Origin of the sequence: Methylobacterium sp. 4-46 (assembly GCF_000019365.1) — a bacterium.
In the GTDB taxonomy this organism is placed as follows: Bacteria; Pseudomonadota; Alphaproteobacteria; order Rhizobiales; family Beijerinckiaceae; genus Methylobacterium.
Window position 1 is genome coordinate 1,324,483 of sequence record NC_010511.1, and the last position, 13,199, is coordinate 1,337,681.

Genomic DNA, 13,199 nt, shown 5'->3' on the forward strand with positions numbered 1-13,199 from the left:
GTGCTCACGTTCTCTTATCCCTGGCTTTTCCTTCTGGCTCCCCTGCCGGCCCTGGCGTGGTGGCTCCTGCCGGCGCACGTGACATGTCACGCGGGACTGCGCGTCCCCTTCTTCGCCCGGCTAGTCGCCCTTACGGGCCGGAACCCGCACGCGGGCGGGCTGGTGGCGCCGCGAAGCCTCCCGCGCCTCGCGACGCTTGTCGCCTGCTGGCTTCTCGCGCTCGCCGCCCTGATGCGCCCGCAATGGATCGAGGCGCCGCTCCATCGGGACCAGCCGACGCGCGACCTCCTCCTGTTGGTGGACCTCTCCGGGTCGATGGACACGAAGGATTTCACCGACGCGTCCGGCAGGACCGTCGACCGGCTGACGGCCGTGAAGGCCGTGCTCGACGACTTCCTGTCACGCCGCAAGGGCGACCGCGCCGGGGTCGTGGTCTTCGGCGACGCGCCCTTCGCGCTCGTGCCGTTCACCACGGACCTCGACCTCTGCCGCGAGATGCTGCGCGATACGGTCGTCGGGATGGCGGGCCCTCGCACGGCCCTAGGCGACGCCATCGGACTCGGGATTGCCCTGTTCGACCGGAGCACGGTGAAGGCCAAGACCATCATCGCCCTCACCGACGGCAACGACACGGCCAGCCAGGTGCCGCCGACCGAGGCCGCGGGTGTCGCCAAGGACAAGGGCATCGTCATCCACACGGTCGCCATCGGGGACCCCTCGACGGTCGGCGAGGACAAGCTCGACGAGACGGCACTGAAGGACGTGGCGTCCGCGACGGGCGGCGGCTTCTTCCGCGCCCTCGACCGCGACGAGCTCGCCCGTATCTACGGCCGCCTGGACGGGACCGAGACCCGCCGGATCGACACGGTCACGTTCCGCCCGCGGAAGGACGTCTACTGGGTCCCGCTCGCGGTGGCCCTGCTCGTCTCGCTGCTCGCGCAAGCCGTTCACCTGCTTCTACGGGGCCGCTCCACGTCGCGTGCGCCCCTGTCCGGGCCCGGGCTGGCGTCGAAGGCGAGGACCTCGTGATGAGCGCCCTCGCGGCCTTCCACTTCGAGCGCCCGGCCTGGCTCCTGCTGCTGCTGCCGGCAGCGGCGCTCTGGTACTTGGAGCGCCGGCGGTCGGACGAGGCCCAGCGCTGGCGGCGCGTGATCGACCCGGAACTCCTCCGGCACCTGCTCGTTGGGCGGGAGCGCCGGTCGTGGTTCTCGCCGAACGCGCTGCTCCTCGCCGTCTGGTTCGTCACCGCGGCCGCTGTTGCGGGACCCGTGTGGGAGCGCGAGCCGTCACCCTTCGCGGATGCCAAGCCCCCTGTGTTGGTCGTCCTTCGGGTCGCGCCCACGATGATGACCCCGGACCTGGCGCCGACCCGCCTCGACCGGGCGCGCCAGAAGCTGGCCGACCTGCTCAAGCTGCGCGAGGGCGCTTCCACCGGCCTCATCGCCTACTCGGGCTCCAGCCATCTCGTCCTACCGCCGACGCCGGACGCCACCGTCGTCCTGAACCTGGCGCAGGCCCTCTCGCCCGAGATCATGCCCCGCGAGGGCGACGACATCGCGGGCGCCGCCGCGCTGGCCGACCGCGTCCTCGCGGGAGGCGGCCACGGCGGCTCGATCCTCCTGATGGCCGACACCACGGCCATCTCGGCCGGTGGCCTCGGCCTTTCCCGCCTCGGTCACCCCGCGACGGTTTTCGCGCTGCTGCCGCCGGACCAGGATCGAGGACGCCTCGCCGACGTCGCTCGCGCTCTCGATGCGGACCTCGTCGCGACCACGGTGGATCAGGCCGATGTCGACGTGGTCGCCCGACGGCTCGACCGCACCGGCCGCGCGGCCGAGGTGGCGGGCGAAGGGCAGCACTGGAGGGAGGCGGGCTATTGGCTGACGCCGCTCCTCGCCCTCCTCACGCTTCTCTGGTTTCGCCGCGGTTGGGTGACGGCATGATCCGCCTCGCCAAGCCACCGCACCCCTACGTCCTCGTGTCACTGGCCCTGTTCCTGGCGCTCGGTGCGACCGCCTACAACGTCGGCTTGCGGAACCTCCTGCTCACGCCGGACCAGCGCGGGCGCTTCCTGATGGCGCGAGGCCGTCCGGGCGAGGCGGCTTCCGCGTTCCGCGATCCGGTCTGGCGCGGCGTGGCTCTGTTCCGGGCGGGCGACTTCAAGGGGGCGGCGCAAGCGTTCGGAGGCGTCGACACGGCGGAGGGCGCCTATGACCAGGGCAACGCCCTGGTGATTCTCGGCAAGTACGACGACGCCGTGAGGCGCTACGACCGGGCGCTGGCTCTCCGCCCCGGATGGGAGGATGCGGCCGCCAACCGCGAGATCGCGCGCCTGCGGGCCGAGCGCATGCGCCAGGAGGGAGGCGAGACCGGGGACACCGAGTCGAGCCCCGACGAGGTCGTCTACGACAAGGGCAAGAAGGGCGGCGCGGACACCACGGTCGAGGGCGACGGGAAGCCCATGTCGGACGAGGCGGTCCGGGCCCTCTGGCTGAAGCGGGTGCAGACGCGGCCGGCAGACTTCCTGCGGGTGAAGTTCGCCTACCAACTCCAAACGGCGTCCGGCGCCGATTCCGGGGCGCCCTCGGGGACACGACCATGAGGAGGCTGGTCGCTGCCCTCGCGTTGGCAGTTGCTTGGGCGAGCACCGCAGCGGCGAAGGCAGCCGAGGTCGTGGTCCGGACCCAGGTCGACGCGACAAGAGGCATCGTCGTGGGCCAACCGGTTCACCTCCGGGTGGACGTGCTCTTCCCCGGCAGCATGCCGCGCCCGCCGCGGGTCAGGGTCGGCGACGCTCCGGGTGCCCAGGTCCTGCGCTTCGAGACCCAGGGCGTCACCACGAACGACGAGATCGGTGGCCAGCCTTACGTCGGGCAACAGTTCGAGTTCGTCGTGTTCCCGCGCCGGGGAGGAGCCATCGAGATCCCGGCCGCAGAGGTCACGCTGCTCGACGCTGCGGGTGACCCAGCGGGAACGGCAAGGGGCGAGGCGCGGCGCCTCGTCGTCACCGTGCCTCCGCGGCTCGACGCATCCGGACCCGTCATCGCCGCGGAACAGGTCGACGCCACCCAGACCTGGGAGCCCGACCCTGCGCAGGCGCGGCTCAAGCCCGGCGGCGCGTTGGTGCGCGCGATCCGCCGCAGCGCCGACGGCGTTCCGGCTATGGGTATGGCCGACCTCGCCTTCACCGCTCCCGAGGGCGTCCGGATCTACGTCGACCCGCCGCGCTCCGAGGACCGGATGAACCGCGGCGCCGTCACCGGGTCGCGTGTCGACCGGGTGACCTACGTCTTCGAGAAGCCGGGCAGCTACGACCTGCCGGCCGTCGTCCAGCCCTGGTGGGATCTGGACGAAGCGCGCGCGCGGGCGGTGACGCTTGCCGGCGTCAGGGTAGCCGTAGCTCAGGCAGCCTCTGCGACGGAGCCGGCGCCTCGCCGCGGAAGGACATGGGCTTGGGCCGCCGGAGCGTTGCTCGGGATCGCTTTGCTGCTGGGTCTCGCATTGGCCCTCCGACGCCGGCAGGGCCGAGACGCCGGCACCACGGAAGCGACGGCACTGTCCGAGTTGCGCCGGGTTGCCCGGAGCGGCGATGCCCCGGCGACTTACCGGGCGCTCGCGATATGGCTTGCCCGGCTACCTTCCGGCGTGCGGCGGGACGCGAGGCATGATCGGCGCCTCGCGCCGCTCGCCGGCGAACTGGAGCGTACCTTGTTCGGTGAGGGGGGCTCCTGGTCGGCCGACGCGGGGCGGCAGCTCCGCAACGTCGTCCCGAAGGTCCGCAGGGATCTGGCGAAGGAGGTCATCAGAGCGAAGCGAATGGACCTGCCGCCGTTGAACCCCGCCGCGCCTGCGTCCAGCCATCGGCCCGCCTGAAGGCCACGAAGGTGGGGACCGGGACGCCTCCGGAGTGGAGGTCAATCCGCTCGCTGAACCGCGGGCGGAACCCAGGAACCGTCGACCACGGCGGTCCTCGGCCAGTAGGCTCGGACGTAGAGCGTGAAGTCCCCGTCCTTGGGCGCCGGCAACCAGTTGTCGCGCTGGGCCTCCGGGGGCGGCTCCGACTGCACGTACACCGTGAGCGAGCCGTCCGGGCCGTACTTCATGGCCTTGTTCTTGGTGCCGAGCGAGTAGCGCTGGATCGCGTTCGGCACGAAGAAGTGCGCCGCGTCGTAGAGCGTCAGCGACCAGAAGCCGTCGACCGGCGGGGTCTCTCCCTTCGCGAAGGTCACCGTGTAGCGTTTGGCGCCGTTGAGCCGCGCCCCTGAGACATCGAGATCTTGGTAGTAATACTTTGTCTCGTTGGGTGCGTTGACGAAGATGTTCGATTTTGCGGCCGCCGTCCGAGTGAAGTAGTCGACGCCGAACGCGGCGTTGTTGGACGTCGTGCTCCAGTGATCCTTGAGCTGCACGCCCCAGTTGCGAAACTGGAGGAGCGGGTCAACCATCTCCCTCTCGGCCTTGGAGGCCTCGTCGGCCATGGCCTGCTTGAGGGCCGGGTCGCGTCGAGCAGCGGCGAGGACGGCGGTGACCTGCGCGTACCGGGCTTCCTCGCCCGGCAGCGGCGGCGCGTCCCTCAGCACCAACGGCAGCTCGTCGAAGAACTTCTCCGGCAACACCCACTTCGTCTCTCCCGAGCCACCTCCTTCCCCCGGCGAGCCCAACTTGGGCAGCTGCCGCCAGTCGTGCCGCTTCATCGTCCCGTCGAACTGCGCGAGCGGGTAGGCGTCGATCCCGGAGATGGCCGACTGGATGGCCCGTCGGTCCTCGGGCGTGTCGTCCATGAAGACGCGAGGCAGCACGAACGCCGTGCCCGTCTTGGCCCGGAACACCCTGGCGATCCCCTTCGGGACCTCGCCCGTCCAGTTGGGGCCGACCAGCAGGTAGAAGCCCGGTCGCGTGCCGTACATGGAGCCGAGCTGGGCGAAGCCGTCGGTGCGGGTATCCACCACCTGGTAGACCCAGAAGCGGCTCCCGAAATCGGGGACCTGAAGCACGACCGGCGTCTCGTCGAGCGCCGCGATGGAGGCTCCGTACACGACGTCCTGGTTCGGGCAGGCAACCCAGCGCTGCTCGGGTGCGATGTAATCGTGCAGCATGGCCATGGCGTTCAGGGGCGCGAACGCCAGCACGCCGTTCATCAATCCAGCCTCACGAACCTGGCTGTTGGCCTGCCGGCGATTGTAGATGTTCTCCATCGGCCAGGCCCAGAAGTAGGCGTCGCGCGCGACCATGCGGGCATAGGCTTCCGTGATCTTGACCGCGCTGTCTGGTGCCGGCGGCAGCGCGGCCGCCCAGTCAGGCGACGGCGCGAGGGCTTCGGCGCGCGCGGCCGGCGTCGCCGCAAGCAGCGCGAGCGCGGCCGCGGTCATGATGTGGCGCCTAGGGGTCATGGGCGGGCTCCCTCGATCCTCGCGACAGACGGCGGCGTCCACTCGCATCGCTTCACGACCTCCCTGGGCACGTAGGCACGGAACGTCAGGGAGAACGGCCGGCCCTCGGCCGAGGGAAGCCAATTCGTCTTCGGAACGCCGGCGACCGGCTTCGGCCCGACCGCGATCTTCAGGGAGCCGTCGACTTCCTTCGTCAGCGTCGAGAGGTTGTTGAAGTTGAAGCGGTTGAGGGGGTTGGGCACGACCCGGTAGTCGGGCACCCCGACCAGGATCACGGACCAGTAGGCGTCGACCACGGCCTCGGGCAATCGGTCGGCTGCGAAGTGCATGACGTAGCCCCCGCTCCCGTCGAGGGGCTTCTCCTCGGCGTCCCGGGTGGCAACGAAGTAGACGACCTCATTCGAGGTGTTCGCCCAGATCCCGGCGTAATTGGCCGCGGTGCGCCGCCGGAAGTCACCCCCGTAATTGCCGCTGCCCGTCCCACAGAGCCAGTGGTTGCGGTACGGGGCCGACTTGGTCAGGGCATCTTCCCGGAAACGGCGGATCACGTCGCGCAGCTTCGCGTCGACCTCGGCGCGGGCTCCCGCGCTCGACGCCGCGTAGGCCGACACGGCGCGGACCTTCTGCTGCATCTCGGCGGAGTTGGGAGCCACGTCGAGCGCGCTCGCGAGCTTCGCGTCCGCGTCGTCGAAGATCTCGACCCCGACGAGGTCCTGGTTGCCGAACATCGGCAGCCGAGGTGGTGGAGCGGCCTCCGGCGTGCCCAGGGTCGTCACCTTGAAGGCGCGCTGCAGCGCCAGCGCGCCATCGGTGTCGCCCTTGATCTCGATGCGGGCGAGCATCTTCGCCTTGCCGGAGTGAAGCTCGATCCGCCCAGCGCCGGGCGGGACGGCCACGTTCGAGCCGGGCTTCACGAGCGCGAAGGTGCCGTAGGGCTTCGTCGGGAAGGTGCGATCGTTGATGTTGGCGATGACCTCGCCCCATTCGTCGAGGATCTGCGCCGTGTAGTACCGTCCCTTCACCTCGGGGATCTCCAGCAGCGCCGCCGCCTTGTCGTCGGTCGCGAACCAAGCTTCGAGATAGGAAACGTCGAAATTCGGGTTGACGAAGTCGGCCGATCCCACGGGATTGTAATTAATCCTGTTGTAGGAGAAGTCGGGCCCGCTCCTGTCGATCATCTCCTGGCGGATGACCAGGGCACGGCCGAGCAGGTAGACGTAGGCGTCGTCGATGTCCTTGTCGGTGACGGGTGCCGTCTGGGCCGCGGCCAGGCCGGTAGCCGTGATCAGCGCCAGCACCGCCAGGCCCAATTTCCTCGTGAGGGTGGTTCCCATTCGCCGCCTCGCTCAGAACGGGTTGGCGTAGTTCAGGATCGCGCTCTGCCGGAGCAGGACCTTCCGGATGACGTGCGCCTGCTGCACGTGGTCCGTGTAGATCGCCGCGGTCCCGGTGCTGCCGGCCGGCAGGCGGCGGGCCACCTCAGCGTCGTCGAGCGTGAAGCGAACCACGAACGGCGCGGACTGGATGTCGGTCGGCGCCACCGCGGAACCCCCAAACTGCGCCTGCCCCGTCGCTATGGCCTGCAGGACGGCCTCGACCCGCCCGGAGTGGACGGTACCCGGGAGCGTCTTGAAGGTGATCTCGACGGGCTGACCGGGCTCGATGTAGCGCGCGTAGATCTGGGGGATCTCCGCGCCGAGGAGGGTGTCGCCGGTATCGATGAAGGCCATCACCGGCGACTGCGCGGTGACACGCGCCCCCTTTCGTAGAGTCAGGTTGGTCACGTAGCCGGCGGCCGGGGCCCGCACGGTGGTCTTGTCGAGGTTCCACTTGGCGCCCTCAAGCTGGGCGCGCAACTGGTCAGCCTCGGCCTGTCTCTGCTCGACGTCGAAGGCGCGCCCGGTCCCGCGGCTCTGGAGCTGGGACATCTCGGCCAGTCGGGTCTCAGCGAGCTTCAGCTGCGCCCCGATGGCTTCGACCTGCGTCTGATAGGGCGTCGGATCGATCCGGAAGAGGACGTCGCCTTCCTTGAGCGGGGTATTCGCCTTGACCGGGACGTCAATGACCTCGCCGGCGACAGAGGGGACGATCTGGACCGAGTTGCGGATGACCGCTGCCGGCCCTGAGGGCGCCCCCCAGCCCATCGGGATGAACAGCCCGACGAGCAGGAGGATGAGGACGAGCGCGGGTGAGAGCTTCCAGAACAGGTTGAACGGGATGAACCGCAGCCAGACGAACAGGACCAGGAGGGCGATGTAGCTGTTGAGCAGGAAGACGATCATCGGTCCGCGTCCCGCCGTGCAGGGGCATCGACGTAGGCCCAGACCAGGATCAGCGGCCAGAATACGAAGCCGAAGACGAGGGTGGCCCAGCTGCCGACGGTCACGGCCTGCGCCCAAGGATGCCCGCGTCTGCGCGCGATGCGGCCGGGCATGACGCCGAGCGCGACGAACGTCGCGATGAGCGTCGCCACCACGACCAGCAGGACGATCCAGGCGAAGATGTCGATGAACGGCATGGACATGATGCGTGACGGTCGCACGCGCGCGGATGCCCCTGAAGCCTGTAACTGTAACTGCCCGCGGACACCTTGCCGGCTGCGCTGGGAGACGTCACCGCGAGGCTTGCGACGGTTCGAGCGGCTCTCAGGCGACCACGTCCGTCACGCTTTGCGCGACGGCGTCCGCGAGCGCATCGATGCGTGCTCCCTCAGGGACGGCGTCCTCCATCCCGTCGACGGCACCGGACGCCTTCACCTCGCCGCTCCGCGGGTCGCTGACCGACCACGAGTATCGGCACCCTTCCGCGATCCCGTGCACGGAGACGTCGAGCGCGAGGACCGCCTCGGGCTGCGAGAGCAGTTTCCTGATGGCATGAGCGGCGGCCCTGTGCTCGGGAGGAGGTTTCACGAAGACGCGGAACCTCCTCCCGGCGAGGGCCCTGACGATGGCCTGGAGGAAGATGTCCCCCTTGGCCATCGCACACCGGTCGCGTCGGTCGCTCCGGTGCGTGACCACCAGGGCCATTCGACCATGGGTGGCTAGGTCTTCTTCTGTGGCGTGGGGCAGTGGGTGACAGGCGGAAGTGGCGGCCGAGGGTGCCGGTGGCAGCCGGGCCGCCTCGCAGACCGGTATGTACGACCCCGGCCGCAGGACCAGCCGAACCGGGTCATGGGTGCCGGGGCCATCGTAATAGGCGGCGAGGGCCGACCTGATCCGGGTCGCCTCGATCCGGACGATGGGATCCTTGCCGGGGTCGAAATCCGGACCCCGGCCGAAGACGTCCACCCCGATGGTGTAGGCTTTGACGCGCCCGCCGCGCCCGGCCAGTGCCTCGGCGACCACGAACGAGAGGAAGCGACGGTTGCGCTCAGACAACCGCAAGCCTTCGGCTGCCAGGAGTTCGCGAAATACCCGTTCGAGCTCCGGCGACGGCTCGTTCGAGTTAGCCGAGGAATAATCAGCATCCATCGGATCCTCCGCAGACCGCGTTAGAACCTAGGTGGATCTTGCCCGATTACGGTGCTCGAGCGACCCCTGATGAGCCGGGAAGGCTACGCATAGGTTAACGTTCTATCCTAAGTTGCGCAGGATGTCTTCCTCGATGGCACCCGCGAGCTGCCGGTACTCCTCCGCCCGCTCGGGCCCGACCGGCTCGGTCGATTTCGCCCAGTAGTCCGTCGCCTCGCAGGCCGCCTCGTAGGCTTCGCACAGGTCGCGGAAATTGGCGTCTTCGGCGGCCTTGCCGCGAAGCGTCTCCCGTCGGTCGGGATACCGGAGCAAAAGCCTCGCGAGGCCGCTTCTCTCGGAACGCTCCATCGAAGCCTCCCGGAATTGAGTCCGTCGGCCGCTTGCCACCGACCCCCCCATAATGCGCCCCGCGGGCGCGTGCTGGCCCTGTTACAGTTACTTGGCCAAAATGGTTGCACCGAGCGCCGTGGATTCCTAGGGGCGGGATAGCCTGCCGGCCAATTCCTGGGAAGACGGAGCATGGATCTGACGAAGAAGTTACTCGTCGAGCCCGGTTCCCACGTTCGCCTGCACGAGGTCGACGCCGCCTTCGTTGGCTCCTACTCGTCACCCTGACAATGCGTACGGCGTCCTCCCGCGAGGAGCTGCTGTCCAGGCTCTTCCATGAGCTCCCGCAGGCGGCCGACCGGGCCGTTGATATCAGGGCGTGGATCGACAACCGAGGACGTATGATCCTGGGACGGAGGACAGGGAGCCGGCGAGGCTTTCCGTCTGCATCGGCTCGGCGCACAAGTGCGTTTGCTGAGTTCGAACCCGAGGCGGACGGGCCCGGCCCCACCGCCGCAAGCCGGAGATGAACGATGAGCGATGGCTACCCCTCGATGACGGCGCTCCTGGGCCTGCTGGCCTTGGCCGGGTACCAGAACCGGGACAAACTCTCGGAACTGCTCGGAGGCGCTGGTCAGGCCGCTCCCGCGCCCACGGGCCCCGCGGCCGCGCCCGGCGGCTCCGGTGGCGGTTTGGGCGGCCTTCTCGGCGGCCTGCTGGGCAACCAGCGGAGCGTAGCGCCCGGCGGGTTCCTGAATAGCGGTCTGGGCGAGATGCTGGAGCGCTTCCACCAGGCCGGGCACGGAGCGGCCGCCCAGTCCTGGGTCAACCAGGGCCCGAACCAGGAGATCGCCCCGCATCACCTGGAGCAGGCCATCGGCCCGGACGTGTTGGCGACCTTAACGCAACGCACGGGGCTTTCTCGCGAGGAGCTGCTGTCCAGGCTTTCCAGGGAGCTCCCACAGGCGGTCGACCGCTACACTCCAGACGGTCGGGTCCCGGCGTAGGCCGCACAGCGACGGGGCCCGTGGTTGCTCGCTGCGCACTGCGGCACTGAGCGCCAAACGGCCTTGAACGACGATCCAAATGCGCGATGCCGCTCCCCTTCGGAAGCGGCATCGCGTCAGTTCGGGCTCGGTGGCTGCGGAACTTTGGCGCTCAAAGCGGAACTTTGAGCCCGAGCTCAACAAGTGCGAGCATGCCGGTTTTGCCGCAATCGGCGCCACGTCCGCTTCGCAACTTGAAGCAGACCTTCGGAAGCGTGATGTCGAAAGTCTGCAATGGGTCAGGAGCGCAGGTCAGGCTATCGCAGTGTGAAGGTCCGGATGGGGTCGGAAGCAGCCCCTCGTGGCTGGTACTAAGACCGTATGTCCGCCGAGCCGGGGTGGCTCGCCCTACACTGCGCCTTCGAGGGTTGCTCGGCGCGGCCGAGCCGATCCTCATCGCAGGAGGACGAGCCGTGGGCCATGCTACCGAGGTTTTCGTCGGGATCGACGTGTCCAAGATGCGCAATGCCGTCGCCGTTGCTGATGGCGAGCGTGGAGGCGAGGTCCGCTACCTGGGTGAGGTCGACGCCTCGCCCGAGAGCATGCGCCGGCTGGTGAGGCGCCTGGCAGGCCAGCACGAGCGCCTGCACTTCTGCTACGAGGCGGGGCCGACGGGCTACGGTCTCCACCGCCTCATCACCGAACTCGGCCACTCCTGCTCCGTCGTGGCGCCCTCTCTGATCCCCAGGAAGCCCGGCGACCGGGTCAAGACCAACCGCCGCGATGCGGTGGCGCTCGCCAAGCTCCTGCGCGCCGGCGAGCTCACGGCCGTCTGGGTGCCCGACGAAGGCCATGAGGCGATGCGCGATCTCGTGCGCGCCCGGGCCGCTGCCGTCGAGAGCCTGCGCGTGCATCGCCAGCAGGTCAGTGCCTTCATGCTCAAGCACGGGCGCGTCTATCCCCGCAAGAAGGGCTGGACGATGCGCTATCTTTGCTGGCTGCAGGAGCAGCGCTTCGACCATCCCGCCCACCAGATCGCGCTGCAGGAGCTGGTCGAGGCGGTGCGGATCGCCAAGGAGCGCGTGGCGCGTATCGAGGCGGCCATCGCTGAGTTCGTGCCCACCTGGTCGCTCGGTCCGGTCGTGCGGGCGTTGCAGACCCTGCGCGGCATCGACCTCATCGTCGCTGTCACCTTCGCGACCGAGGTCGGCGACATCAGCCGCTTCGAGAGTCCGCGTCAGCTCATGGGATATCTCGGCCTCGTACCGAGCGAGCGGTCCACCGGCGACACGGTCCGGCGCGGCGGGATCACCAAGGCCGGCAATGGGCGCGTGCGGCACATGCTGGTGGAGAGCGCCTGGACCTACCGTCACCCGCCGAAGGTCGGAGCAAAGAAGCTCTACCGGATGGAAGCCGCGACGCCACGGGTGCGCGAGATCGCCTGGAAGGCCCAGACCCGCCTCACGGCTCGTTACCGGGCGCTGATCGGGCGCGGCAAGAAGGCGACGGTGGTCTGCACGGCGATCGCCCGCGAACTCGTCGGCTTCATGTGGTCGGTCGCCCGGGAGGCGCGGGTCGCCTGAGGCGGCCACCAAGCGGGACGCTTCCTCGCGCATCGGCGGGGGCGGGACCACGGCAGGAGAACGCCCGTCAGACGCTTTGTGGCCGGCCGTGAGGCCGACGCCCGCTGTAAGATCGGGACAGCTCCGGACGCACACTCGGGACTGCGGTAGCCAACCCGCGCATCAGAGCTTGATCACCGACGTCCATCGGTCCCGTCTCCACCCATGCGCGTACATCCTCACTGCGCCGCTCCTCAGAGCGAACGATCTCGCTCGTCCCGGTAGTTGACTGCGGACATCAGAGCGTCAGATTAGCACCACTAGCATTTCCCCCTGCTGATCGGTCCGCAGCTTCAGCCGCGACTCCGATCCCAGATGTTGAGCCCCATCGCCGCGTCGCGCCCTTCGAGCGCCGGGAGCACGACCCTCTGGGCGAGCAGCCACACGACCCCGGCCGCGTGGGTGCCGCTCGGGCTGACGCCGCGGACTTCGAACTCGGGCAGCACCAGCGCCACCGCGCCCTGCGGCAACCGGCGGTTCACCGCCTCGACCGCGTGCTCGGCCTCGGTGACCTCCCGCAGGAGACCGGCGATGTCGCCTGCCAGCGCCGGGTAGCGCTCGCGCAGGAGCGTCGCGGCGGCGTCCCGCTTCTCCCTCGCCGCGGCGTAGTCCTCCCGGCGGCGCTCCTCGTCCTTGCGGCGCTGGGCGCGATCCAGGACGGGCTTCAGCGCCTCGATGCCGGTCGCGAGGCACCGGCCGGCGAAGGCGAGGCGGTCCATGTCGGCGCGGGCCTGCTCCACGTCATCGCCCGACAGGCGCGGGTCGAGAGCCCGCCTCTCGGCCTGGACGTGCTCCGCCTTCAGCGCCACGGTGGCGCGGCCGGCCTCCACGATGAGGTTCGCGACCTCGCCGGAGGACAGGGCGGTGCCGGAGACTGCCGCGGCGATGCGGTCGTTGAGGCCGCTCATCGGGCCGCCCCCGCACGGCGCTGCGCCGCGGTGTGGCGCGCGGCCACCGCCTCGCCGCTGAGGTGTTCCGCGAGGTGGGCGAGCGCGGTCTTCTCGCCACTGTCCGTCGTGACGCCGGACCCACGTCCAATCTGGTCCAGCGTGCGCATCCGGGCCACGAGCGCGTCGGCCTGCCAGGCCGCGTCCTCCATGACGGCGGCGTTGTCCGACGCCAGCATGCCGCTGACATACATGTACTTCTGCCTGAACTCGTCGGGCACCTGGGCGAGGCTGTCGGTGAGGGTCATCGCACCATCCTTCGTGAGCGGGCCGGGCGGGCGGGCGCTGTCGGCGAACATGAGCGGGATGCGGAGCGCCGCGCCGTTCTGCAGCGCGCCGGCTCCGATGAGCGCGTCGATCTCGGCATCCGCCAGCTTCGGAAGCAGCGCCCGCAGCTGCGCCCGCCGCTCGTCGAGTGTCAGAATTCGCATAGCGCATCCCGCCGTCTGGGCTTGCG

General features: G+C 69.4%; 14 protein-coding genes. 6 read left to right on the top strand and 8 right to left on the bottom strand.

Going from position 1 to position 13,199, the window contains the following annotated elements:
- From M446_RS05730 to M446_RS05745, 4 genes are read left to right on the top strand one after another with little or no spacing between them, the layout of a single operon-like run.
- Positions 1-1,029: a VWA domain-containing protein gene (locus M446_RS05730; RefSeq protein WP_012331146.1), complete on the top strand. Its 1,029-nt coding sequence runs from the start codon at positions 1-3 to the stop codon at positions 1,027-1,029.
- Positions 1,029-1,943, top strand: coding sequence for a VWA domain-containing protein (locus tag M446_RS05735; RefSeq protein ID WP_012331147.1), 915 nt, complete (start codon positions 1,029-1,031; stop codon positions 1,941-1,943). Before M446_RS05730 ends, M446_RS05735 begins: the two co-directional genes overlap by 1 nt.
- On the top strand, positions 1,940-2,602 hold the full coding sequence (locus tag M446_RS05740) for a tetratricopeptide repeat protein (protein WP_012331148.1): 663 nt from the start codon (positions 1,940-1,942) through the stop codon (positions 2,600-2,602). Before M446_RS05735 ends, M446_RS05740 begins: the two co-directional genes overlap by 4 nt.
- Positions 2,599-3,873, top strand: a complete 1,275-nt coding sequence (locus M446_RS05745; protein WP_012331149.1) for a BatD family protein — start codon at positions 2,599-2,601, stop codon at positions 3,871-3,873. Before M446_RS05740 ends, M446_RS05745 begins: the two co-directional genes overlap by 4 nt.
- A 41-nt stretch (positions 3,874-3,914) precedes the next feature.
- On the opposite strand, the gene M446_RS05750 is transcribed toward M446_RS05745, so the two are convergent.
- The 6 genes from M446_RS05750 to M446_RS05775 all read right to left on the bottom strand — a co-directional run bounded on the left by M446_RS05750 (position 3,915) and on the right by M446_RS05775 (position 9,208).
- Positions 3,915-5,369: a DUF1254 domain-containing protein gene (locus tag M446_RS05750; protein ID WP_012331150.1), complete on the bottom strand. Its 1,455-nt coding sequence runs from the start codon at positions 5,367-5,369 to the stop codon at positions 3,915-3,917.
- A 17-nt stretch (positions 5,370-5,386) separates the two neighbouring features.
- Positions 5,387-6,724, bottom strand: a complete 1,338-nt coding sequence (locus tag M446_RS05755; RefSeq protein ID WP_012331151.1) for a DUF1214 domain-containing protein — start codon at positions 6,722-6,724, stop codon at positions 5,387-5,389.
- A 12-nt stretch (positions 6,725-6,736) separates the two neighbouring features.
- On the bottom strand, positions 6,737-7,672 hold the full coding sequence (locus tag M446_RS05760; protein ID WP_012331152.1) for an HlyD family secretion protein: 936 nt from the start codon (positions 7,670-7,672) through the stop codon (positions 6,737-6,739).
- A complete protein-coding gene (locus M446_RS05765; RefSeq protein WP_043702094.1) occupies positions 7,669-7,908 on the bottom strand; it encodes a DUF3302 domain-containing protein in 240 nt (79 codons plus the stop codon). Before M446_RS05765 ends, M446_RS05760 begins: the two co-directional genes overlap by 4 nt.
- A gap of 127 nt (positions 7,909-8,035) precedes the next feature.
- The gene (locus M446_RS05770; RefSeq protein WP_012331154.1) at positions 8,036-8,860 is read right to left on the bottom strand and encodes a hypothetical protein; all 825 of its coding nucleotides are present in this window, start codon (positions 8,858-8,860) and stop codon (positions 8,036-8,038) included.
- 102 nt (positions 8,861-8,962) lie between these two features.
- On the bottom strand, positions 8,963-9,208 hold the full coding sequence (locus M446_RS05775; protein WP_012331155.1) for a hypothetical protein: 246 nt from the start codon (positions 9,206-9,208) through the stop codon (positions 8,963-8,965).
- Positions 9,209-9,720: 512 nt separating this feature from the next.
- Here M446_RS05775 and M446_RS05780 point away from each other — a divergent pair.
- Both M446_RS05780 and M446_RS05785 read left to right on the top strand, forming a co-directional pair.
- Complete coding sequence (locus M446_RS05780; protein WP_012331156.1) at positions 9,721-10,194, top strand: YidB family protein; 474 nt, start codon at positions 9,721-9,723, stop codon at positions 10,192-10,194.
- A 452-nt stretch (positions 10,195-10,646) separates the two neighbouring features.
- Positions 10,647-11,756, top strand: coding sequence for an IS110-like element ISMtsp6 family transposase (locus tag M446_RS05785; RefSeq protein ID WP_012331157.1), 1,110 nt, complete (start codon positions 10,647-10,649; stop codon positions 11,754-11,756).
- Between the two features lie 332 nt (positions 11,757-12,088).
- On the opposite strand, the gene M446_RS05790 is transcribed toward M446_RS05785, so the two are convergent.
- Positions 12,089-12,703 (bottom strand): hypothetical protein, encoded by a 615-nt coding sequence (locus M446_RS05790; protein WP_012331158.1) that lies wholly within the window; start codon positions 12,701-12,703, stop codon positions 12,089-12,091.
- Positions 12,700-13,173, bottom strand: a complete 474-nt coding sequence (locus M446_RS05795; protein WP_012331159.1) for a hypothetical protein — start codon at positions 13,171-13,173, stop codon at positions 12,700-12,702. Before M446_RS05795 ends, M446_RS05790 begins: the two co-directional genes overlap by 4 nt.
- Positions 13,174-13,199: the final 26 nt, after the last annotated feature.

Coding starts and splice junctions, on each gene's coding strand:
- M446_RS05790 (WP_012331158.1), bottom strand. CDS start 12,703: ATGAGCGGCCTCAACGACCGCATCGCCGCGGCAGTCTCCGGCACCGCC.
- M446_RS05755 (WP_012331151.1), bottom strand. CDS start 6,724: ATGGGAACCACCCTCACGAGGAAATTGGGCCTGGCGGTGCTGGCGCTG.
- M446_RS05795 (WP_012331159.1), bottom strand. CDS start 13,173: ATGCGAATTCTGACACTCGACGAGCGGCGGGCGCAGCTGCGGGCGCTG.
- M446_RS05780 (WP_012331156.1), top strand. CDS start 9,721: ATGAGCGATGGCTACCCCTCGATGACGGCGCTCCTGGGCCTGCTGGCC.
- M446_RS05770 (WP_012331154.1), bottom strand. CDS start 8,860: ATGGATGCTGATTATTCCTCGGCTAACTCGAACGAGCCGTCGCCGGAG.
- M446_RS05740 (WP_012331148.1), top strand. CDS start 1,940: ATGATCCGCCTCGCCAAGCCACCGCACCCCTACGTCCTCGTGTCACTG.
- M446_RS05765 (WP_043702094.1), bottom strand. CDS start 7,908: ATGCCGTTCATCGACATCTTCGCCTGGATCGTCCTGCTGGTCGTGGTG.
- M446_RS05750 (WP_012331150.1), bottom strand. CDS start 5,369: ATGACCGCGGCCGCGCTCGCGCTGCTTGCGGCGACGCCGGCCGCGCGC.
- M446_RS05775 (WP_012331155.1), bottom strand. CDS start 9,208: ATGGAGCGTTCCGAGAGAAGCGGCCTCGCGAGGCTTTTGCTCCGGTAT.
- M446_RS05760 (WP_012331152.1), bottom strand. CDS start 7,672: ATGATCGTCTTCCTGCTCAACAGCTACATCGCCCTCCTGGTCCTGTTC.
- M446_RS05745 (WP_012331149.1), top strand. CDS start 2,599: ATGAGGAGGCTGGTCGCTGCCCTCGCGTTGGCAGTTGCTTGGGCGAGC.
- M446_RS05735 (WP_012331147.1), top strand. CDS start 1,029: ATGAGCGCCCTCGCGGCCTTCCACTTCGAGCGCCCGGCCTGGCTCCTG.